Origin of the sequence: Caldicoprobacter faecalis (assembly GCF_900115765.1) — a bacterium.
GTDB classification, from domain to species: Bacteria; Bacillota; Clostridia; order Caldicoprobacterales; family Caldicoprobacteraceae; genus Caldicoprobacter; species Caldicoprobacter oshimai.
The window spans coordinates 112,282-131,244 of the sequence record NZ_FOXR01000001.1; the positions used below are offsets into that span (position 1 = coordinate 112,282).

19 protein-coding genes, 4 tRNA genes and 1 pseudogene are annotated in these 18,963 nt (G+C 44.5%); 5 read left to right on the plus strand and 19 right to left on the minus strand.

Annotated elements, in window-relative coordinates; genetic code table 11:
* Window positions 1–15 precede the first annotated feature (15 nt).
* Window positions 16–1,587 carry a class I adenylate-forming enzyme family protein gene (locus BM241_RS00590; protein ID WP_092281831.1) on the plus strand — a complete coding sequence of 524 codons (1,572 nt, stop codon included), beginning with the start codon at window positions 16–18 and terminating at the stop codon, window positions 1,585–1,587.
* 355 nt (window positions 1,588–1,942) lie between these two features.
* On the opposite strand, the gene BM241_RS00600 is transcribed toward BM241_RS00590, so the two are convergent.
* The 6 genes from BM241_RS00600 to BM241_RS00625 form a co-directional block, all read right to left on the minus strand.
* Window positions 1,943–3,115 carry a Ger(x)C family spore germination protein gene (locus BM241_RS00600; RefSeq protein ID WP_092281807.1) on the minus strand — a complete coding sequence of 391 codons (1,173 nt, stop codon included), beginning with the start codon at window positions 3,113–3,115 and terminating at the stop codon, window positions 1,943–1,945.
* Window positions 3,099–4,208: a GerAB/ArcD/ProY family transporter gene (locus tag BM241_RS00605; protein WP_092281808.1), complete on the minus strand. Its 1,110-nt coding sequence runs from the start codon at window positions 4,206–4,208 to the stop codon at window positions 3,099–3,101. Before BM241_RS00605 ends, BM241_RS00600 begins: the two co-directional genes overlap by 17 nt.
* Entirely contained in the window at window positions 4,205–5,806 is a 1,602-nt protein-coding gene (locus tag BM241_RS00610) for a spore germination protein (RefSeq protein ID WP_025746675.1), read from the minus strand. The genes BM241_RS00605 and BM241_RS00610 overlap by 4 nt, the downstream gene beginning before the upstream one ends.
* Before the next feature lie 177 nt (window positions 5,807–5,983).
* On the minus strand, window positions 5,984–7,309 hold the full coding sequence (locus BM241_RS00615; RefSeq protein WP_025746676.1) for a DUF1015 domain-containing protein: 1,326 nt from the start codon (window positions 7,307–7,309) through the stop codon (window positions 5,984–5,986).
* A 99-nt stretch (window positions 7,310–7,408) separates the two neighbouring features.
* On the minus strand, window positions 7,409–8,029 hold the full coding sequence (locus BM241_RS00620) for a hypothetical protein (RefSeq protein ID WP_025746677.1): 621 nt from the start codon (window positions 8,027–8,029) through the stop codon (window positions 7,409–7,411).
* Window positions 8,030–8,119: 90 nt separating this feature from the next.
* The gene (locus BM241_RS00625) at window positions 8,120–8,464 is read right to left on the minus strand and encodes a cupin domain-containing protein (RefSeq protein WP_025746678.1); all 345 of its coding nucleotides are present in this window, start codon (window positions 8,462–8,464) and stop codon (window positions 8,120–8,122) included.
* Window positions 8,465–8,882: 418 nt separating this feature from the next.
* On the opposite strand from BM241_RS00625, the gene BM241_RS12155 reads away from it, so the two are divergent.
* The 3 genes from BM241_RS12155 to BM241_RS00635 all read left to right on the plus strand — a co-directional run bounded on the left by BM241_RS12155 (window position 8,883) and on the right by BM241_RS00635 (window position 10,891).
* Window positions 8,883–9,164, plus strand: a complete 282-nt coding sequence (locus BM241_RS12155) for a hypothetical protein (RefSeq protein ID WP_143094027.1) — start codon at window positions 8,883–8,885, stop codon at window positions 9,162–9,164.
* 237 nt (window positions 9,165–9,401) lie between these two features.
* Window positions 9,402–10,523, plus strand: a complete 1,122-nt coding sequence (gene spoIIP, locus BM241_RS00630) for a stage II sporulation protein P (RefSeq protein ID WP_025746679.1) — start codon at window positions 9,402–9,404, stop codon at window positions 10,521–10,523.
* A 143-nt stretch (window positions 10,524–10,666) separates the two neighbouring features.
* Window positions 10,667–10,891: a peptidoglycan-binding domain-containing protein gene (locus tag BM241_RS00635; protein WP_084054644.1), complete on the plus strand. Its 225-nt coding sequence runs from the start codon at window positions 10,667–10,669 to the stop codon at window positions 10,889–10,891.
* Between the two features lie 3 nt (window positions 10,892–10,894).
* On the opposite strand, the pseudogene BM241_RS13045 reads toward BM241_RS00635, so the two are convergent.
* A pseudogene (locus tag BM241_RS13045) lies at window positions 10,895–11,104 on the minus strand (Nif3-like dinuclear metal center hexameric protein); the annotation flags it as partial.
* A 96-nt stretch (window positions 11,105–11,200) separates the two neighbouring features.
* On the opposite strand from BM241_RS13045, the gene BM241_RS12160 reads away from it, so the two are divergent.
* Entirely contained in the window at window positions 11,201–11,332 is a 132-nt protein-coding gene (locus BM241_RS12160) for a putative holin-like toxin (RefSeq protein WP_177206052.1), read from the plus strand.
* A 104-nt stretch (window positions 11,333–11,436) separates the two neighbouring features.
* On the opposite strand, the gene BM241_RS00645 is transcribed toward BM241_RS12160, so the two are convergent.
* The 12 genes from BM241_RS00645 to hisB all read right to left on the minus strand — a co-directional run bounded on the left by BM241_RS00645 (window position 11,437) and on the right by hisB (window position 18,961).
* Window positions 11,437–12,435 carry an aldo/keto reductase gene (locus BM241_RS00645; RefSeq protein WP_025746681.1) on the minus strand — a complete coding sequence of 333 codons (999 nt, stop codon included), beginning with the start codon at window positions 12,433–12,435 and terminating at the stop codon, window positions 11,437–11,439.
* A gap of 58 nt (window positions 12,436–12,493) precedes the next feature.
* Window positions 12,494–13,663, minus strand: a complete 1,170-nt coding sequence (locus BM241_RS00650) for an aldo/keto reductase (protein WP_092281809.1) — start codon at window positions 13,661–13,663, stop codon at window positions 12,494–12,496.
* A 292-nt stretch (window positions 13,664–13,955) separates the two neighbouring features.
* Window positions 13,956–14,396 (minus strand): MATE family efflux transporter, encoded by a 441-nt coding sequence (locus tag BM241_RS00655; RefSeq protein ID WP_242948214.1) that lies wholly within the window; start codon window positions 14,394–14,396, stop codon window positions 13,956–13,958.
* A 133-nt stretch (window positions 14,397–14,529) separates the two neighbouring features.
* The gene (locus BM241_RS00660) at window positions 14,530–14,907 is read right to left on the minus strand and encodes a MerR family transcriptional regulator (RefSeq protein WP_025746684.1); all 378 of its coding nucleotides are present in this window, start codon (window positions 14,905–14,907) and stop codon (window positions 14,530–14,532) included.
* 368 nt (window positions 14,908–15,275) lie between these two features.
* Window positions 15,276–15,365 (minus strand) — tRNA-Leu (locus BM241_RS00665).
* 5 nt (window positions 15,366–15,370) lie between these two features.
* Window positions 15,371–15,445, minus strand: a tRNA-Cys gene (locus BM241_RS00670).
* Window positions 15,446–15,449: 4 nt separating this feature from the next.
* Window positions 15,450–15,524, minus strand: a tRNA-Gly gene (locus tag BM241_RS00675).
* A gap of 157 nt (window positions 15,525–15,681) precedes the next feature.
* Window positions 15,682–15,757 (minus strand) — tRNA-Phe (locus BM241_RS00680).
* 224 nt (window positions 15,758–15,981) lie between these two features.
* Window positions 15,982–16,743 (minus strand): bifunctional phosphoribosyl-AMP cyclohydrolase/phosphoribosyl-ATP diphosphatase HisIE, encoded by a 762-nt coding sequence (gene hisIE, locus BM241_RS00685; RefSeq protein WP_394328166.1) that lies wholly within the window; start codon window positions 16,741–16,743, stop codon window positions 15,982–15,984.
* A gap of 51 nt (window positions 16,744–16,794) precedes the next feature.
* Window positions 16,795–17,577, minus strand: a complete 783-nt coding sequence (hisF, locus tag BM241_RS00690) for an imidazole glycerol phosphate synthase subunit HisF (RefSeq protein ID WP_025746686.1) — start codon at window positions 17,575–17,577, stop codon at window positions 16,795–16,797.
* Window positions 17,578–17,580: 3 nt separating this feature from the next.
* Window positions 17,581–18,300, minus strand: a complete 720-nt coding sequence (gene hisA / locus BM241_RS00695; RefSeq protein ID WP_025746687.1) for a 1-(5-phosphoribosyl)-5-[(5-phosphoribosylamino)methylideneamino]imidazole-4-carboxamide isomerase — start codon at window positions 18,298–18,300, stop codon at window positions 17,581–17,583.
* Window positions 18,301–18,367: 67 nt separating this feature from the next.
* Entirely contained in the window at window positions 18,368–18,961 is a 594-nt protein-coding gene (gene hisB / locus BM241_RS00700; protein WP_025746688.1) for an imidazoleglycerol-phosphate dehydratase HisB, read from the minus strand.
* Window positions 18,962–18,963 lie beyond the last annotated feature (2 nt).

Below are 18,963 nucleotides of genomic sequence, written 5' to 3' on the forward strand. Positions count from 1 at the left end.
GGGGTTTTTATTTTTATGCCTATCACGGATATGCTTTCCCTGAATGCTCAGATCTATCCCGATGAAATCAGCCTGATAGAACGGGATCCGGCGGCGGGTACTCGCCGTCAAATCACATGGAAGGAATTTGACGACAATGCTAGCAGGTTTGCCAATTTCCTGCTGTCCCGTGGGATCAAAAAAGGAGATAAGGTAGCCATATTGCTGATGAACTGTCTAGAATGGCTTCCCGTCTATTTTGGAATTTTAAAGTCGGGGGCCTGGGCAGTGCCGCTGAATTTCAGGTTTACGGCCGAGGAGATAAAGAAGTGCCTCGAGACCGCCGAGGTCAAGGTACTGGTTTACGGGCCCGAGTTTAAAGACAGAATCGATTCCATACGCGGCAGGACAGCTTATTTGCAGGACCTCGTGTTTATAGGCGCCAACCAAACAGCCACAGCGGCAGACCACAATTATTATGATATCCTGGATAGTTTCCCGTGTGATGCACCTGGCGTACCCTTGTCAGACGAAGAGGAAGCGGCATTGTATTTTACTTCGGGCACTACCGGTATCCCAAAGCCCATAGTTTTAACCCATGGCAACCTTGTATCGGCGTGTATAACCGAGAACCACCACCATTTCCAGACACACGCGGATAATTTCCTGTGCATTCCCCCTCTCTACCACACAGGAGCCAAGATGCACTGGTTTGGTAACCTCATGGTGGGTGCAAAGGCCGTCATATTGCGCGGAGTAAGCCCGCGGTGGATACTGGAGGCGGTGTCAGAAGAGCAGGTAACCATAGTTTGGCTGCTGGTGCCATGGGCTCAGGATATCCTTGACGCCATTGAAAGAGGGGAAATAAACTTAAGCGATTACAGGCTGGACCAGTGGAGGCTCATGCACATGGGTGCTCAACCTGTGCCACCCAGCCTCATCAGAAGATGGAAAAAATATTTCCCAAACCACCAGTATGATACTAACTACGGCCTCAGCGAAGCCACCGGCCCGGGATGTGTACACTTAGGGATTGAGAACATCGATAAGGTGGGTGCCATTGGCCTGCCGGGTTATGGCTGGCAGGCAATGATTGTGGATGAAAACGGCAATCCCGTACCACACGGGCAAGTCGGCGAGCTCATCGTTAAAGGCCCGGGCGTCATGAAAGGATACTATAAAAACCTTGAAGCCACCCGCAAGGTTTTAAAAGATGGTTGGCTGTATACCGGCGATATGGCGCGCCAGGATGAGGATGGGTTTATCTATCTGGTGGATCGCAAGAAGGATATCGTCATATGCGGCGGTGAAAACATATTTCCTGTGGAAATAGAAGACTACTTGAGGTCCCATGAGGATATAAAGGATGCAGCAGTAATAGGCCTGCCCGACAGGCGACTGGGCGAAATCCCGGTGGCCGTGGTGGAGCTGAAGCCAGGAAGGAAGCTATCAGAAGCGGATATTATAGAGTTTTGTCAGGTTTTGCCAAGATACAAACGGCCGCGAAGGGTGTTTTTCGATAAGATACCCCGCAATCCCACCGGTAAGATTGAGAAGCCAAAGCTGAGAGAAAAATGGTGTGGTCAAAGCGCAAGCCTCTTTGTATAGGATTTTATTTTTGATAGCAATGGCCGCGACTGGTTAAGTCTGCGGCCATCTTATTTTTTTGAATTGGAGGCAAGGATATTTTGTACAAAAAATGGGCAATATTAAAAAGAGGTTGTTTAAACTGTTAAGGCGAGGGGAGAATAGTATGAGGCTGTTTTCGATATTGCGCATTTTCATCACGCCTCATTTCTCGTTTTTGACTATTTTGTGTAGCCTGATCCTTTATATAATTTATAAATCTGATGTACCTGGTAAATTCCCCACTGAAAAAAAGATTGCAAAATGGGGCAGCATTGCATATTTACTAATTGGATTGCTTTCCTTCGTATTTTCCAGGCTGGTAGACTGACAAGCGCTATTTGATTACTCCCACTCTCCTTAGTTTTACATCCACCTCCATTTCAAGATCTGTATTGGCAAAATACTCCTTCCAGTTGTCTTTGTTTTTTTCCCAGAAATCAGGATAGTAATTTTGCACCCTTCGTCCGAACTCTATGCAATCGGTTTTGTATTGATCCACTAGCTTGCTGAACACTTCGCTACAGGATTGCATGATTTTTTGTTTTACCAAATCTTCGACCTGCTGGATAAAGCCAAGATCATACGTGTTAAACCTTTCATTCTGGATCTCAGCTATATCTCCTTCCACCTCCATTTTGGCCTTCAAGATAAACCTGTTACCGTCTAGAACGGGTTTTATGGATACTTTGTTGTCCGTGATGTTAAATACAAAATTTCCCGCTTTAACTTTATCGTTAGAAATATCAATGATACCCTTGGCCGGTTCACCGTGAAGCCATTTAAGGCTCATGACCTGGGAACCAGTAAGCCATGCGACCAGTTTATCACCACTGAATATGGCAGCTCCCTGAAGAGTCAAAGTATTTTTCTTTACCGTAATGCCGGGCAAACATACGTCCAGCCTCCGTATAAAGTGCCTCTGCATTATCCCAAAGTCCATGGGCATGAGCAATATTAGGCTTCGTTTTTCGTTTTCGTCAAGAAGGTCGCTGATATATTGCGACGTGCTTTTAACAGTTTTAGGCTGTATTTTAAATACCTCGCTGGCTTTACCCCTGCTTACTGCCACCTTGGTACGTTGCCTCATCCTTGGATCTCTGAAAAAAAAGTCGACATATTTGCCTATCCCCTTTTTGGCCAGCTCCTCTCCAAAGACCACCAACTGCAGGTGGTCGTAATTGGGTAGCTGATTGAGAGTGGCCATCAGCGTCTGTTCTGCCATCATTAGATTTTTTGCTTCTATAGTGACGTTTAACGTTGAAGGCTGCTCCTGTCCCCCTCCTCCTTCCCCCTGACCGCCTGGCCCCAACATGGCAGCCGGCAACGCTATTTGGTATGTTACCATAATTCTTTCATCGTTTCCACTCTTGCTCTCTGAAGGATCCAGGCCTATTCCCAGTATAAAAGCATTTCTTTCTATTTCTACCATATCCCAACAGCCCGTCAGGGTAAATATGATGATAATGGCGATAAGCGCTACCACAAAATATTTATTGTTTATCCTCATTTTTCGATGATTCCCCCTTTTTAAGTATAACGGCCAGTATGTAAAGAATTATCGTTACAGCCAGCAAAGCCAGTCCAAAATAGCTCACATACTGTGAAAACATGCCTATCTCCTTTATATTCTGTGGAAACAATGTCAGCGTATATATTATAGGTACAATCAAGAGTATAAAAGGCTTATAATTTCTAAGCCCCAGCAGTCTTGTTATTGAAATTGATGAAAGATAAAGATAGGAGGACGTAGTGGTATAGGCACCCAGTATCCAGAAAATCATAAAGAAGATATCGAATCGCTCCGCAAAACCTCCAGGGAATTTAATGTACCTGGCCAGCTGAATGGTGGGATACAGCGATCGCGCAACCGGTTCCACTCCCACTATACCCACTGTGACGGCCACAAATAAAGAATAGATAAAAATCGAAGGCAATATGCCCAAAAATCCGTATTTCACAACTTTGCTGGTATCCTGGACATAGGGCGTGATGAAGAGGAGCACCTCAAACCCGAGATAGGAGATCGCCAAAGGAGGAACAGCGCGGATCCACTCAAAAACATCCTGTTTGAATGCAGGCAGCAACTCTTCGAAATTGAAATTTTTTAAGGACAATACAATTACCAGCAGCATTGTGCCAATTACAAGGGGTTCAAATAGTTCACATATCTTAGCGATGGAGCTGATGCCGTTGAGACACAAATAGACCGCTGCCAGCATGAAGGTGATTATCAATACTTCCAGCGGCGTATTTTCAAGCAACAGCACTTTTATGGCATCGCAAAATAACCTCAGAACAGTGGTTACCACGCTTACGAAATAAAAAAAGAACACAAAACCCAATATCTTGGCTGGGACAAGGCCTATTATCTCTCTGCTATATTCCATTACAGTGCTGTTTGGAAATCTTCTGGCCAGCAATGCGGTTATAATCAACACCAAAGCCATCAATATCCCGGTGACAAAGGTAGCAATGAACCCCCCTGCCTTGGCCAATTCAGTGGCTGTACGGGGTAGAGTTAACACCGTTACCCCTATGATGGTGGAGGATACCACAAACAGAATTTGTATATTGCTCAATCTATCGCTTCTTTCTTTCATTGGGCCTCCTCCTTGACAGGGTCCTGATTCCTCCGGTCGATGTCTACGGCATATGTGCTGGTGGGCCTTCGCATCATGATCTGGCTGGACATACGTATAAGAAAATCTTTCCAGTCTTGGTGCCTCATAGGCGCCTGGGGGGTCATATAGCTTACCCCAAAGCTCTTTATGGTGACCAAATGCACGTTCAAAATGATGAAACCCAGTATGACGCCGTATATGCCCAGCAAAGCGGCTAAAATTATAAAAGGAAAGCGAAGTAGCCTTATGGCCATGGCGACGCTATACGAGGGAATGAGAAATGAAGCTATGGCAGTGATGGCCACCACAATGACCATAATGGGGCTGGTAATACCCGCTCTGACGGCCGCATCCCCTATAATCAAACCGCCTACTATACCTATGGTTTGGCCGATGGCCCGCGGCAGTCTTGCACCTGCTTCTCTGAGAAGCTCGAAGGTAATCTCCATAAGCAGGGCTTCAACAAATGCTGGAAATGGTACCGTTGCGCGGGTGGCAGCAATGGATATTGCCAGGTTGGTGGGAATAAAGCCTGGATGAAACGATACGATAGCTACATACAGCGCCGGAGTTAGCGATGCCAAAATGGCTCCGCTCCAGCGCAAGAGCCGGATGACGGAAGACAGTACCCAGCGTTCGTAGTAATCTTCGGCGCTTTGAAAAAACTGATAGAATGTGGCAGGCACTATAAGGGCATAAGGACTGTTATCCATCAAGATGGCCACTCTGCCTTCTACCAGGCTGGCTACCGTCTTATCAGGACGTTCGGTAACCTCGATTTGAGGGAAGGAAGTAAGGTAGCTATCCTGAATATAATGTTCTAGCTGGCTGCTGTCCATAAAGATATCGACGTCTATCTGGCTAAGCCGCCGCTCTACCTCTTCCACCAGCTCCTGGTTGGCTATCCCTTTGATATACGCATAGGCCACGTCAGTTTTGCCACGCCGGCCAACCTGAACGGTCTTAATCACCAAGTTTGGATCCTTGATCCTTCTTCTGAGCAGGGCGGTGTTTACCCTCAGCGTTTCGGTAAAGCCCTCCCGGGGTCCCCGAATTACGATTTCCGAGGGAGGCTCCTGTATGCCGCGCTGGGGCCAACCCCTGGCATTTGCTATGAGGATTTTGTCAAAACCCTCTACCATAACGGCCACTTCGCCTGACAAAACGCGCAAGAAAGCATCATCCAAAGTTTTCACTTCTTTGACTTCACCTATCGCCAATGCATGCAGCTTGACGACTTCAAATATCTTATCCGGCTGTATCGTCCGGTTCAGGCTGGTTTCCAGAAGGGCAATCTGATACATCATGGGTTTTAAAATCTGTTCGTTGATTATCGCCGTGTTCACCAGCCCATCGACATATACCAGAGCACACGGGATGCTCTGCGTCCCCAGGCTGAACTCGCGGAACACCACGTCGCTGCTGTCCTTCAAAAAAGCCTTGAACTTTTCTAAGTTTTTACTGACTTCCTTATCAAGCGTCAAATCAACCTGCTCTTCGCTCTTTAGCCTAGGCGGATTGTTTTCCTCCATCTTCTCTCTGTTTTTTGGATTCGGTTGACTGTCTATGTACTTCATAACGGTTATCCTCTCGCTTTAAATTGTTTGTTTCTCAGCATTTGCTGAGTACAATACAAGCTTTTTTAAAGTCACTATCATTCTAAGTAATAGAATACACAAATGAGGATTATTTATTCAGCACAATAAAAAACAGCAGGACCTTTGTAATCCTGCTGTTTTTAAAATCACTATGAATTAAAACTTGTTTATTACTAACCCGGTCAATAGCTTGGGATAAAAATAAGTGGATTTTTGCGGCATCTTCTCCCCTGCCAGCGAAACTTCTTTGACTTGCTTGACAGATGTGGGGTTGACGAAAAAGGCCATTTGGCAATTGCCCTCTTCTACCCACGTTACTCCTTCTGTCAAGTCATGGGTATAAGTGATAAACTCTTGGTTTGCTATCTGCTCCTTCCCTATTCCCAAAAGGGGTTCAAGAAGCAAGGTATGAAGTATGGTCACGTCCAAACTCCTATATGACATATCGTGCTCGGGCAGACGCTCACTGATTATTTCAATGTCTTTGAGCGCCAGTACATGGCAGCTCTTCAAATTGCCATCGTAAAACACGAAGGTATGGCTACCTTTTTTGGTAAGTAAGCTGTCCATCTCCTCTGCCCGCTGCTTCAAGGTGCGGCCGGAGAATAGGTGTTCCTCAATGACAAAATCCCTGGATGCATTCTGCAGAAATTCTTCTTTGGAAAAATTCTTAATACCGTTTATCACTCGATGGGTAGGAAGTATTATCAGCCCAGGATCTTCCATCTCTACCATCATCATCATTACGAAGTTATAAAGCTCATCGCCGGTATGGTGTGGGTTTTGTTTCATGCGCTCGTTGCGGTACGTGAGGGCGGTCTCGTACCGGTGGTGGCCATCTGCAATGTAAAGCTTCTTGTCTGCCATGCTCTCTTGAATTTGAGCTATTATCGAGGCATCCGACACAACCCAAAGCCTTTCAATAATCCCCTGGATAGCTTCCACTTCAATGTCAGGCGAATTTGCATCCGTATACTGTTTAAGCAACATCGGGATTGTCTTTTCAGGGTCGTCATAAAGCGCAAATATCTGGCTGAAATTGGCTTCACAGGCTCGCATAAGCTGTAACCTATCGGCCTTGGGTTTAGAAAGGGTATTCTCATGCGGCAGTATGACGCCCCTTGAGAACTCCTCCAGCCTTACCAATCCTACAAATCCTGTCCGGGTATACGTATTGCCGTTTGGAAGGCTGAACTGCTGCTGATAAATGTAGAATGAAGGCTGCTTTTCTTGAACCAATATTTGATTCTCGAGCCACTCCTTTAAATATCGAGCAGCCCTGGTGTATTTATTGTTGTATTCATCATCCCCCGGCTCTTCCTTCCCCAGCTCTAAGCGAATGATATTATATTCGCTCATTTGGTAGAACCGGTCCTGTTCTGCTGGCGATATTACATCGTAAGGAGGAGTCATGACTTTCGACAAGTCGCTTATTTTGCTGGTATTATAACGTAAGCCTTTGAAAGGTATAACCTGTGCCATATTTCGTACACCCCTATATATTTTTTTAATAAGCTCATTTTATATTATCTTAGGGGTGTCGTCAAGAAGATGAAACAGGATATACTCGATACCCACGGCTTATTCCCTGTCCCTCAAGCTATTGAGGTAGTCAATGAGGTCTGAGGCCTCCTGTTTGGTCAGCGCTTTGCTTTCGGTCTTGTGATACCGCTGCTGCAGTATTTCTTTCATCTGGGCTTCAGAGTATCCAAGTGCATTGTATATGGCATATATTGCTCTTTTCTGTGCCTCGGTGATCGGTTCCTCACGGGGAGGAGCTTTTGCTTCCCTTGCCTTGGCCTCCACTGGGCTATCCACTATATTCTCCCCTTCTTCCAGTTCGGGCGCAAACTGTGTACCGTATCCCAAAGCCGCCAATGCACGCCCATAGGCCTTGGTATATGCCTTTTCTATATAATCTTCAAAATCATCTCCGGTCTCAGACCCTACGCCTATCTCCACATTTCCTTTGCTATCGGTCACCTCAAGCTCATAATAGGCAAACTTGTTGTGAGGGTCTATGATCTTATCGCGTATGACAGTCTTGGTGCCCTGTTTGTTTTCATCGCGAAACCATACCATCCGCCACTTGACCTCCAGATAATCGGCATAGTCGGTCTCCCAGCTGTTGGCCTTGGGGTTCCAGCGACGGATGGGTAGTTTGGTTAAGTGCTCTTCTGGATTGAATGTTCCGCTGTCCATTTCGCATCGATGCTCCTTTACTTTTTTGTATTTATTATGTGAAGATATATATGAAAAAACACTGATATATTTATGGAAACGATGGAACAATCAATCCAGCACAATGACAGCGAGTAACTCCAGCGGTTCATCGCCGCAGTTTTCAACCGAATGACCTTTTCCACCACCTGTAAACATTGCATCCCCTGCTTGTACATAATGTGTAGTACCATTGTCGTCAACCTTGCCCCTGCCTTTCAAGAAATAGAACATCTCGGTCTCATTGGCGTGTTGATGGAATCCTATGGAGCACCCTTTTTCCAGAGTTATTTTTGCAAAAAGCCGGGTCTTGGCGGGCAGCTGCTCTTTCCCTATATGCGTGATCTTGACAGTACCATTTCCTCCCCTCATCCGCTCTCTAAGCTCGACTTCCATCTCATGGGCTTTAATTATCATATACATCCTCCCTTTCCCTATTTTTGAAAATATTTAAACTAAATCCTGTTAGACAGCAGGCTGGCCAGCTGCTTCATTCATTAGTTATACAGATTTTTGGAAAGACGGCACAGTACCCTCAACAGCTTATATGTTTGCCTATCGCACCTGGTATGGTTTTCTGGGTTTCTTACATTAGCCATCACCTTAAAAAATATTTTATCACATTTTTAGCAATTCATCTCCGTCTTGTAGAAGTTTAAGTATTTTTTACCGTAAAGCGAGTAAAGACAGCTGTTCTGATTATAAAAAAATCGATCAGGTTTGTTATAAAAAATTTTAAAGGACAGCGTATAAACCGTTTCGAACTGGTTAACATAAATAGCGAAGGGTACGTAACGGTTGAGCCCAGACTCATATACGCTCGGACGGGGCGTATATGGGTCGGCCAAAGATTGCATACAGGTCGCGTCAGGCCTGTATGCAGTCGGCGGGCAGATCCCGTGTGGCGGGGAAAAGTTTTATTGCAGTCGTATCTTTTATGATTGCAATAAGATTCCAACCTGTCACACGGGGTCGAGCGAAGATCATACAGGGTGCCGAAGGTCATTGTTGTACTAACGGTTCTGTGCAGCCGAGAGGTTGTACAGGGCTGTACAGGCATCCTGTATGGTCGAACGAACCATCACGACAGGTGATGACCTGTTTGGCCATGGTCTGAAGGTTACGGCTGGTTCGTGCTGTAGGATCATGGCTGGATAGTAAGTTACCTGTCGTGGTGCAAGGTAGATCGTTACGTGCTCTTTTGTTTTTGTGGCTCCTCGCATATAGTCATCGTCGGCCTTATTATTGTATCGGAATTTACCCCTGAACCATTTAGGAATAAAAAAGTAGTATCTGAAAAATATTATTTTTACAGCCTTAGCGCTGCCAAACAAAAATATAATGAGGTGAAAGGATGCGCAAATTAGCTCCTTTATTCCTGGTTGTCATTTTATTGTTAACAACTTCCATTTATCCCGTCAACGCTGATGATTGGTATCAAAGTGAACCGGATCATTTTACCGTATATCTTCCAGATGGAACCGTTCTCTTCAAAATTGGAATGAGGGTATATGTAGACGACGAATACATCAGCCAAGATAATAAAAAATACAGGATTATAAAAGTTGACGTTTCAGATAAAACCGCCATAGCTGAGTTTGTAGAAGATGTTGAACTACCGGATGTTTCGGATATATCCTTTAATTCATATATACCGACTTTGGCGCAGAATGAAAACAGGACCATAGGGATCTATTGTACACACTCCGATGAATCATATCTACCATCAGATGGATCAGCCAGCATAAGAGCAAATGGAGGTATATTGGATGTTGCCAAAAAATTGGGAGAAGAATTTGAAAATAGGGGGGTAAAAACCGTGGTTAATACAACCCCCCACGACCCTCATGATGCAGGAGCATACAGGCGTTCCAGACGGACAGCTTTTAAAATAATAAAAGACCACAGCCCGGCTGCCCTTTTTGACGTACACAGGGATTCAGTCCCGAAGGAAGAATATATAACGAGATTGAACGGAAAGGAAATTACCAGAATACGCATTGTGGTGGGGAGGAGTAACCAAAACCGCGAAGTAAATGAATCATTCGCATATCGCATAAAAGCGGTCGCTGACAAACGGTATCCAGGCCTTATAAAAGACATCTTTATGGGCAAAGGAAATTATAATCAAGAGCTTCATCCTCGCTCCCTACTTTTGGAATTTGGGACATACAACCATATGAAAGAGAGAGCATTAAGAGCAACTTCATTTTTTGCTGAAGTTGCAGATATAGCGCTCTTTGGTGGTACCGTCCGAAATGAAGAGACACGACAGAAAGAAAAAGTTCCCCAACTTGCAAAGGAAAACACCGGCGCTGGAAAAGGAATACTGTTTTTGTTCCTTTTTGTCATCTTCGGAGGAGGTGCTTTCTTTTTCTTGAGCTACGGGAAAGAAGAGGCATGGGAAAAGATTCAAGCTGCGAAAAACCTTGTTTTAGCTATAAAGGAGAGCATTGCAAGCCTTTTCCGCAAGTGAACCCTGCCGTTAAAAGTTTGAGCAGTGCATGGTGAAACGGTATTATTAAATTTGAAACAAATATAGCAACTCTCAAAGCGGTAGCATATCATAGATTAATGTAATGTCTTTGTTTGCTAATACGCTGGGAGGAGGATCAAACTGTGGTATGTAGAAGGAGGATTTTGCGCATAGGCAACTGGGGTGATGATGTCGCCATTTTGCAGAATACACTTGCCAGCCTGGATTATTACACCGGACCCATCGACGGAATTTTTGGCCCCCTCACACGCCAAGCGGTTATGAGGCTTCAGGCCGATAATGGGCTGGTACCCGATGGAATAGTAGGCCCCCTCACCTATAACGTCATTGATCAATTGGTGCCTTAAGTGAGCTAAATATTTCATTCCCGGTGCTTTGCTTTCTGCATGTCCAAGTACAATAAGTGCTTTCTGTTTTCCTTGTTGTATAGAATCCCTTATGTACTCGGGCATTTCCCATTCTGGTACTTCCCCGTAGATTATAACTTCCGGGTTCTCCTTTTGAATAACTTTTATTGCCACATCGCCTTGGCCTCTATAGCCTGCCAGTAAAACTATACGATTGTTGAATTTACAATTTTATGGTAAAATATAGACAAGGTAATCGGATACAGCAGGGTGCGGTTGCCACTTCCCCACAGAAGGGAGGTGGTGCTTATGATGAGCGTTTTCGAGGCGTTGTCCTTGATGATAACCTTCGGATTGTTTATCATAGCACTTTTGGAGTTCCTCTCCAAAAAGAAAATAACCACCCTCCTGGCCCAGGGTGGTTATAAATTCTTTAAATAGCCATCTCAGGGTAACCGCACTTTGCGGTGCCGATTACCTTGCTTATATTATTATATCATAAAACAATCAAAAGTAAACAATAATTTTACCAGAAGTTTCGCAACTTAAATTTTCCAATTGTATGGAATAGGCCCAACCATTCGGTGAGGTACATATGGCTCTTCCAAATAGGCAACTTCCTCTGGACTCAAAGAAACCGACAAAGCCGCCACTGCTTCTTCTACATGGGAAATCTTCGTTGCACCTACAATAGGAGCAACAACCGTTTCTTTTTGTAATAACCAGGCCAATGCAATCTGCGCCTGAGATACTCCGTGTTTTTGGGCCACTTCCTTTACCCGATCCACTATAACCTTATCCACTTCATATGTCGAGTCATATTTGGACCTTGCTATTTGGTCAGTTTCATAACGTTTAGTTGGCGCTGACCAATCTCGGCATAACCTCCCTGCTGCCAATGGGCTATAGGGTGTAACGGCTATTCTTTCGGCTTTGCACAACGGTAACATCTCCCTTTCCTCTTCACGGTAAATGAGATTAAGGTGATTCTGCATACTTACAAAACGAGTCCAGCCGTTCTTCTCTGCTGTGTAAAGCGCTTTTTGGAATTGCCACGCATACATAGAAGATGCACCTATGTACCTGGCTTTCCCAGCTTTTACAACATCGTGTAACGCTTCCATCGATTCTTCAATTGGAGTATCGTAATCCCAGCGATGAATAATATACAGATCAACATAATCCATCCCTAAACGTTTTAAGCTATTATCAATCTCTCTCATAATTACTTTCCTTGAAAGGCCTCCTCCATTAGGTCCATCAAACATTTTACCCCATACCTTTGTAGCAATAACAACCTCATCGCGGTTTGCAAAATCCTTTATTGCCCGACCGAGAATTTCTTCACTCCTTCCATAAGAATATATATTCGCTGTATCAAAAAAGTTAATTCCAAGCTCAAGAGCCCTTTTAATAATGGCACGACTTTCTTCTTCATTAAGTACCCATTTATGCACCCACCTCTCAGGGTCTCCAAAACTCATGCAACCAAGACAAATTCGAGACACCTCAAGACCTGTATTACCTAATTTTACATATTCCATTATTCAACCCTCCTCAATATTCTATAACTTTTATAAAATACCATATGATCATTTGAATCTAACGAAAGTTCGAAATAGCTTCAGATAACTTTTTCATAATTACGGGTACGTCAATCTCTTGAGGACATAGCTTCTTACATTCACCACAAGCAATACAGTTAGAAGGCGTCTCTTCATCCGTTAGCGCATCAATCGTAAATCTAAGTCCAGGAGAAGGTTCAAAGGAGAATTCATTATACAGGGAGATTAACATGGGAATATCCAGATTGTTAGGACAACCCTCGCAACAATATCGACAGGAGGTGCAAGGTACAAGGTCTACTAACCTGGATACAACCTTTCGTAAAAGCTCTATTTCTTCCTCTGTAATAGGAGTGGGATCAGAAAATGTCTTGATGTTATCCTTTAATTGGTCAATATGCGTCATTCCACTGAGTACAACTTGTACACCCGGTAAAGACTTTACAAATCGAAATGCCCACGATGCAATGGAATCGTTAGGACGAGCTTTTTTCAACATTGCATTCGTCTCCTCATCCAAAGATGCCAGCCGACCTCCACGACAGGGCTCCATAACCATCACTGGAATATCCCGTTCAACAAGAATCTCGTATTTTCGTTTTGCATTCTGTAGCGTCCAGTCTAAGTAGTTGAGCTGAATCTGTACAAAGTCAAAACAATCTTTCCAGTTGAGAAATTTCTCGATAGTCTCAGCCCTACCGTGAGCAGAAAAACCCAAGTAACGAATACGGCCTGCCTTCTTTTGCTCAAGTAGAAAGTCCACAATACCTAAAACCTCATTCGTATACAAATCATATGAGGTTTCGCAAACATTATGCAGTAGATAAAAATCAAAATAATCTACCCTACATTTTTCTAACTGTTCCTCAAATATCTCTGCTGGTGAAGTTTTCTTCAATCCAGTTAGATACCCTACAAATTCCAAATTTCCTTCATTGTAACGCATCATGTGCCCCGGCATCTTAGTTGCCAAATACCAGCTTTCACGAGGATATTGATTCAATATTTTCCCCAAAAATACTTCCGATTCACCATTATGATACCTATAAGCAGTATCAAAGTAATTAATACCATGTTCATAAGCATACTCAATAAGTTCTCGTGCTTTTCTTTCATCAATCGGCCCACCTTTCCCAGTGGTGGGTAAACGCATGCAACCCATACCAAGTTGTGAAATATTTAGATTGTGAAATGGTTTGTAAATCATAAAAAGCACCATCCTCTCTGTAATTTATGAAGTTTTCAACTGATTTCTAATGCTGCAGCCGAGTTTTATTGATTGTTTTGGGTTGTACTTTTGATATGCCTACTTCATGGCAATTACTAATTTATCATTTGGAGTTAACTCCAAGTCAAGTGTTATTAATGCGCAACCAATACTAGACAACAAAATTAGGCAGCATCTGAAAAGCCGGGGGCATTCCGGTAAGCATGGAAAACAACTTTGTTTGATTGAATATTGATTCAGATAACCTGGAAATTCTTCCACATTTTCCGAATCATTTCTCCGTTCCAGGAGAAAATTTCAGAGAAACGGATGAAAACCTCATTCTTCCTATTGAGAGATCAGATTCATGATAATGGAAACATTCATCGGAAACATTCATCGTGATGTGGGATTTCTCCATGGAACGGAACAATGCGGCACAGGAATTATAGATTCCAAAAAACGGATAGGATAATCCGGATATGACAAAATAGGTAATGGCAGCTGCCATAACATCATCTTCGACACTGCCAAAGAGAATCCGTAACGTTGGTTTATGAAAGAGAATGACGAACAGCATAATTCCCGAGGAAATAATTGTAGTGACAGTAATTAACTGACTGGCAGCATTACAGGCTTGGTCTTTTTCTTTGCGTCCAATATATTGGGAAACAACGACAGCCCCACCCGTAGCAAGCGCAGTTAGCACAAAATTGAGCAGATAATTAATCATATCCACCAAGGAAACGCCTGACTAGGAGTAAGCAAGACAATCGTTCGGTGCCACATCCGGAAACTTAAGGACATGAATATACCTAAGCTTATAGTTTTCGTCTTTTACTTTTAGCAGGCTGGATGATATCTTTTTATCTTTTTAGTTTGTTTTGTGCAGGGACAACCTTGGTTTCGTATTGCTCAATTTTATAATTAAGCCTCTCCAGTGCTTTTTGCATCTCCTCGATACGAGCGATGAGTTGCTCACGCTGCTCGATTAAGATCTGTTTTCTGGCCTCTACGGTTGCATCTCCTTGCTGAAACAGCGCGACATACTCGATCAGTGCTTCAATTTGAACTCCCGCATCACGCATACATTTGATGAATTCAATCCACCTGCAGTCTTCCTCTGTATAATCCCGGATTCCGCTTTCGTTGCGATGCACCCTAGGAATCAGCCCAATACGCTCATAGTAGCGGAGTGTATCCGGTGAAAGGCCAAATTTTTTGCTTACTTCTGTAATTGTCATGTGTTTTTACCTCCGATGTTCGATATTATAATAACTAATAATAGCTAATGCTTGAAGCTAAATCCAAGTCAAGCGTTAGAATAGTAGTCATATTTTTATTGCTATACTCCTAATTACTTGCCATTTCCTATCTTCCTTTCAAATCAATATTCTTTATTAATATCCTAAACTAATTTAATATCATAAGGCATAGAGTTAACTCCAAGTCAACTCCCTTTTTGAATTAGTGTTGGAGAATTCCTCCTACATTTGAGCGAGTGACTTATCAAATGGTCATTGGACTTACATTGGAAACAAAGTAGCTAAAAATCTCCGCTGTAAAAAATGAAGGGTTCCAGGATTTTCAAAACCCTGGAACCCTTCATTTTTGGTGCCGGAGGCCGGACTCGAACCGGCACGGTTTTATTCAAACCCCAGGATTTTAAGTCCTGTGCGTCTGCCAGTTCCGCCACTCCGGCAAAAATGGAGGCGCCGCCCAGATTCGAACTGGGGAATCGAGGTTTTGCAGACCTCTGCCTTACCACTTGGCTACGGCGCCATACTGGAGCGGGAAACGGGACTCGAACCCGCGACTTTCACCTTGGCAAGGTGACGCTCTACCACTGAGCTATTCCCGCGCGCTATTCCTTTTGTATTTTTCCTCCTTTATTAAAACCTTCTTCTTTCTGGGTTTTCTACCGTCCTTTTAAGGGCGCTACTTGTTTTTCAAAATTTTTTTCACGCACAAGCTTACTTCTGCCTTTCGCGTTTTAATCTGTTGGACCGAGACAATCATGGTGCCTCGGGGCGGAATCGAACCACCGACACGCGGATTTTCAGTCCGCTGCTCTACCAACTGAGCTACCGAGGCCTGTTACCTTCCTCAAGCAGCCTACCCACCTCTTACTATCAACACAAACAGCACAAAGTATTTTATCTGCCCCTTTCAACCGTCATTCGGCTGCAACGTCCCGCTGACTATTATTAGTATATAGTACCCACGATTATAAGTCAAAAACAACCGCAGTGGATTTATCACGATTATTTTTATATTTCTCTCAAAATCTTGCATTATCTTTATCAATATCCTGCATTCTATCTGCGTCTCTTCAATTCATCATATACCTCTTCAATGGATATGCCCTGCTCAACCAGCACAACTAGCAGGTGATACAGAAGGTCACTTACTTCATATATGACCTCAGACTTTACCCTGTTTTTTGCTGCAATGATCACCTCAGCTGATTCCTCTCCCACCTTTTTTAAAATCTTATCGATGCCCTTTTCAAACAGATAGCATGTATAAGACCCTTCCCTGGGATGCAGTTTTCTGTCCACTATGACGTCATACAGCTCCTGCAGCACCGATGTCTTTCCGTTTGCACGGTTTTGCTCTTCAGATGATTCCTCCTGCATTTCCGAAGAAGGCCGCTCGGCTGTGCCATCCATTTTATGTTCGTCATCTCTTTTCACATCAGCGTATACCTCTTCAGGGATAAATACCCTCTCTCCCTTTATGACCCATGTGCCATTGGCTTTATCGGCAGCACGGTAAAAACAGGACTTATAACCGGTATGGCAGGCAGCCTTAACCTGTTGCACCTTAAACAGCAAAGCGTCTCCGTCGCAGTCAATGAATACCTCTTTTATCTTCTGAACGTGACCCGAGGTTTCACCCTTCATCCATATCTTTCTACGGGTTCTGCTCCAGAAATGGGTTATTCCGGTCTCAAGGCTTTTTTCCAAGGCCTGGCGGTTCATATAGCCCAGCATCAGCACTTCTCCCGTCTCCTCATCCTGAATTATGGCGGGTATCAACCCATCGCTGTTAAATTTCACTTCGCCCATCAACATGATCAAAAACTCCTCCTTCAGGTTTATTGTGCTTTTAATCAACTGCTGAATTGCCTATTCAGCGGCGTTTTTATTCATATTTCCCTTTACTGGTACCCCTCTTTTAGCCAGATAATCTTTGACTTCCTGTATGCTTACCTCCTTAAAATGAAATACCGACGCAGCCAGCACTCCTTTGGCCCCACCCTGTACCACCGCTTGATAGAAGTGTTCCAGCGTTCCTGCTCCTCCGGAGGCGATTACCGGTATGCTCACAGCCTGGGATACCGCTTTAGTAAGTGGTATGTCGTACCCATCCTTGGTCCCATCCCTATCCATACTCGTTAAAAGTATCTCCCCGGCTCCCAGCTTTTCAACTTCAACTGCCCACCCGATGGCGTCTTTGCCAGTGTTTTCTTTTCCGCCCCTTATATACACGTCCCAGCCATTGCCCCCGCGCATTTTGGCATCTATGGCGACGATGATGCGCTGAGGTCCAAAAATCCCGGCAGCTTCGGCTATTAAATCAGGATTTTTATAGGCCGCTGTGCCTACCGAAACCTTACTGGCACCCGATTCCAGTACGTCCCGTATGTCCGACAGCTCAGCTATTCCACCGCCTACAGTAAGCGGGATAGATATTCGGCTGACCACCTTTTCAACGACGTTAAGCATGTTCTTTCTACCTTCAACGGTAGCCGATATATCCAAAAATACCAGCTCATCGGCTCCTTCATCCTCATAGGCCTTTGCTATTTCGACGGGATCGCCCGCATCGCGCAAGTTGGCGAAATGTACCCCTTTTACCACTCTGCCACCGTATACATCCAAACAAGGTATGATTCTTATCGTTTCCATCGTCTATCTCTCCTCCAATTTTAAGGCTTGCTTTAGATCTATCTTACCGCTGTATAGCGCCTTGCCTATAATGACGCCATCTACCCCCACAGACTTAAGCTGGGCTATATGCTCAAGAGAGCTTACTCCACCCGAAGCTATCACGTTAAGACCCGTCTTTTCAACCATCTCCCTGGTCGATGGTATGTTTGGCCCCTCCAGCATGCCGTCGCGCAGTATATCGGTGTAAATCGCCGTCTCCACTCCCATCTCCTTCACCCTTTTACCCAGCTCAACCGGCGTTATATCGCATTCCTCTACCCAACCTCTGATGGCTACCCTGTTGTTTCTGGCATCTATCCCGACAGCTATTGATGTTCCAAAACGCCTTATGGCCCGTTCAAGCAATACAGGGTCCTCCACCGCCGCTGTACCCAGTATAACCCTGGCCACCCCCACCTCCTCCAAAAGGTAGGCTATCCTTTCCATGGAGCGTATTCCGCCGCCTACCTGAACCGGTATATTCACTCTTTCTATGATTTCCTTTATAATGCTTTCATTCTGCGAATGCCCTTGAAAAGCCCCGTCTAAATCCACTACATGGAGGAAGCGGGCGCCTTGGGCCTTCCATTGCAGCGCAACTTCCACCGGGTTGTCGCTGTAAACCGTCTGGTGTTCGGCTCTGCCCTGTATAAGGCGAACACATTTTCCACCCTTTATATCTATTGCCGGATAAATTGTCATATTCTAAATTACCCCCAATTTTTAAAATTTACAGATATTCGCTCCAACAGCGTGTTTAAGACACCGATCAGTCAATAATCCCTTTGGTGGAAGGAATTTTATCCACGTCTTTTTCCAGAGCCACCGCCTGTCGCAAAGCCCGTGCAAAAGCCTTAAAAGCGGCCTCCAGCATGTGATGAGCGTTTGAGCCGTATAAAATCCTTACATGCAGTGTGATTCCGCATTGATTGCAGAAGGCCCTAAAAAACTCTTCGGCAAGCTGTGTATCAAAACTTCCTACCATGAGAGCAAGCTGCGGTGTCTCATAATGTAGGTATGGCCGCCCGCTTATGTCCAAGCTTACCATGGCCAGTGACTCGTCCATAGGCACAAACGACGTCCCGTAACGGGATATTCCCTTTTTATCTCCCAGCGCCTGTGCAAAAGCCCTACCCAAGACGATACCCACATCCTCCACTGTGTGATGGCCGTCCACATTTAAGTCACCACGGCATTCCACCAACAGGTCGAAGCCGCTGTGCCCTGCTAGGATGGTGAGCATGTGGTCAAAAAATCCGATACCTGTATCTATCCTGGCCAACCCCTGCCCTTCCAGATTTATCTCCACCTTTACGCTTGTTTCACTGGAACGCCTTTCTGCCTTACCTATCCTCTGGTTCATAC

Excerpts from the sequence above, each read along its gene's own strand:
- BM241_RS00590 (WP_092281831.1), top strand. The coding sequence starts at position 16 with ATGCCTATCACGGATATGCTTTCCCTGAATGCTCAGATCTATCCCGAT.
- BM241_RS00600 (WP_092281807.1), bottom strand. The coding sequence starts at position 3,115 with ATGAGGATAAACAATAAATATTTTGTGGTAGCGCTTATCGCCATTATC.
- BM241_RS00605 (WP_092281808.1), bottom strand. The coding sequence starts at position 4,208 with ATGAAAGAAAGAAGCGATAGATTGAGCAATATACAAATTCTGTTTGTG.
- BM241_RS00610 (WP_025746675.1), bottom strand. The coding sequence starts at position 5,806 with ATGAAGTACATAGACAGTCAACCGAATCCAAAAAACAGAGAGAAGATG.
- BM241_RS00615 (WP_025746676.1), bottom strand. The coding sequence starts at position 7,309 with ATGGCACAGGTTATACCTTTCAAAGGCTTACGTTATAATACCAGCAAA.
- BM241_RS00620 (WP_025746677.1), bottom strand. The coding sequence starts at position 8,029 with ATGGACAGCGGAACATTCAATCCAGAAGAGCACTTAACCAAACTACCC.
- BM241_RS00625 (WP_025746678.1), bottom strand. The coding sequence starts at position 8,464 with ATGATAATTAAAGCCCATGAGATGGAAGTCGAGCTTAGAGAGCGGATG.
- BM241_RS12155 (WP_143094027.1), top strand. The coding sequence starts at position 8,883 with ATGGGTCGGCCAAAGATTGCATACAGGTCGCGTCAGGCCTGTATGCAG.
- spoIIP (WP_025746679.1), top strand. The coding sequence starts at position 9,402 with ATGCGCAAATTAGCTCCTTTATTCCTGGTTGTCATTTTATTGTTAACA.
- BM241_RS12160 (WP_177206052.1), top strand. The coding sequence starts at position 11,201 with ATGATGAGCGTTTTCGAGGCGTTGTCCTTGATGATAACCTTCGGATTG.
- BM241_RS00645 (WP_025746681.1), bottom strand. The coding sequence starts at position 12,435 with ATGGAATATGTAAAATTAGGTAATACAGGTCTTGAGGTGTCTCGAATT.
- BM241_RS00650 (WP_092281809.1), bottom strand. The coding sequence starts at position 13,663 with ATGATTTACAAACCATTTCACAATCTAAATATTTCACAACTTGGTATG.
- BM241_RS00655 (WP_242948214.1), bottom strand. The coding sequence starts at position 14,396 with ATGATTAATTATCTGCTCAATTTTGTGCTAACTGCGCTTGCTACGGGT.
- BM241_RS00660 (WP_025746684.1), bottom strand. The coding sequence starts at position 14,907 with ATGACAATTACAGAAGTAAGCAAAAAATTTGGCCTTTCACCGGATACA.
- hisF (WP_025746686.1), bottom strand. The coding sequence starts at position 17,577 with ATGGAAACGATAAGAATCATACCTTGTTTGGATGTATACGGTGGCAGA.
- hisA (WP_025746687.1), bottom strand. The coding sequence starts at position 18,300 with ATGACAATTTATCCGGCAATAGATATAAAGGGTGGAAAATGTGTTCGC.
- hisB (WP_025746688.1), bottom strand. The coding sequence starts at position 18,961 with ATGAACCAGAGGATAGGTAAGGCAGAAAGGCGTTCCAGTGAAACAAGC.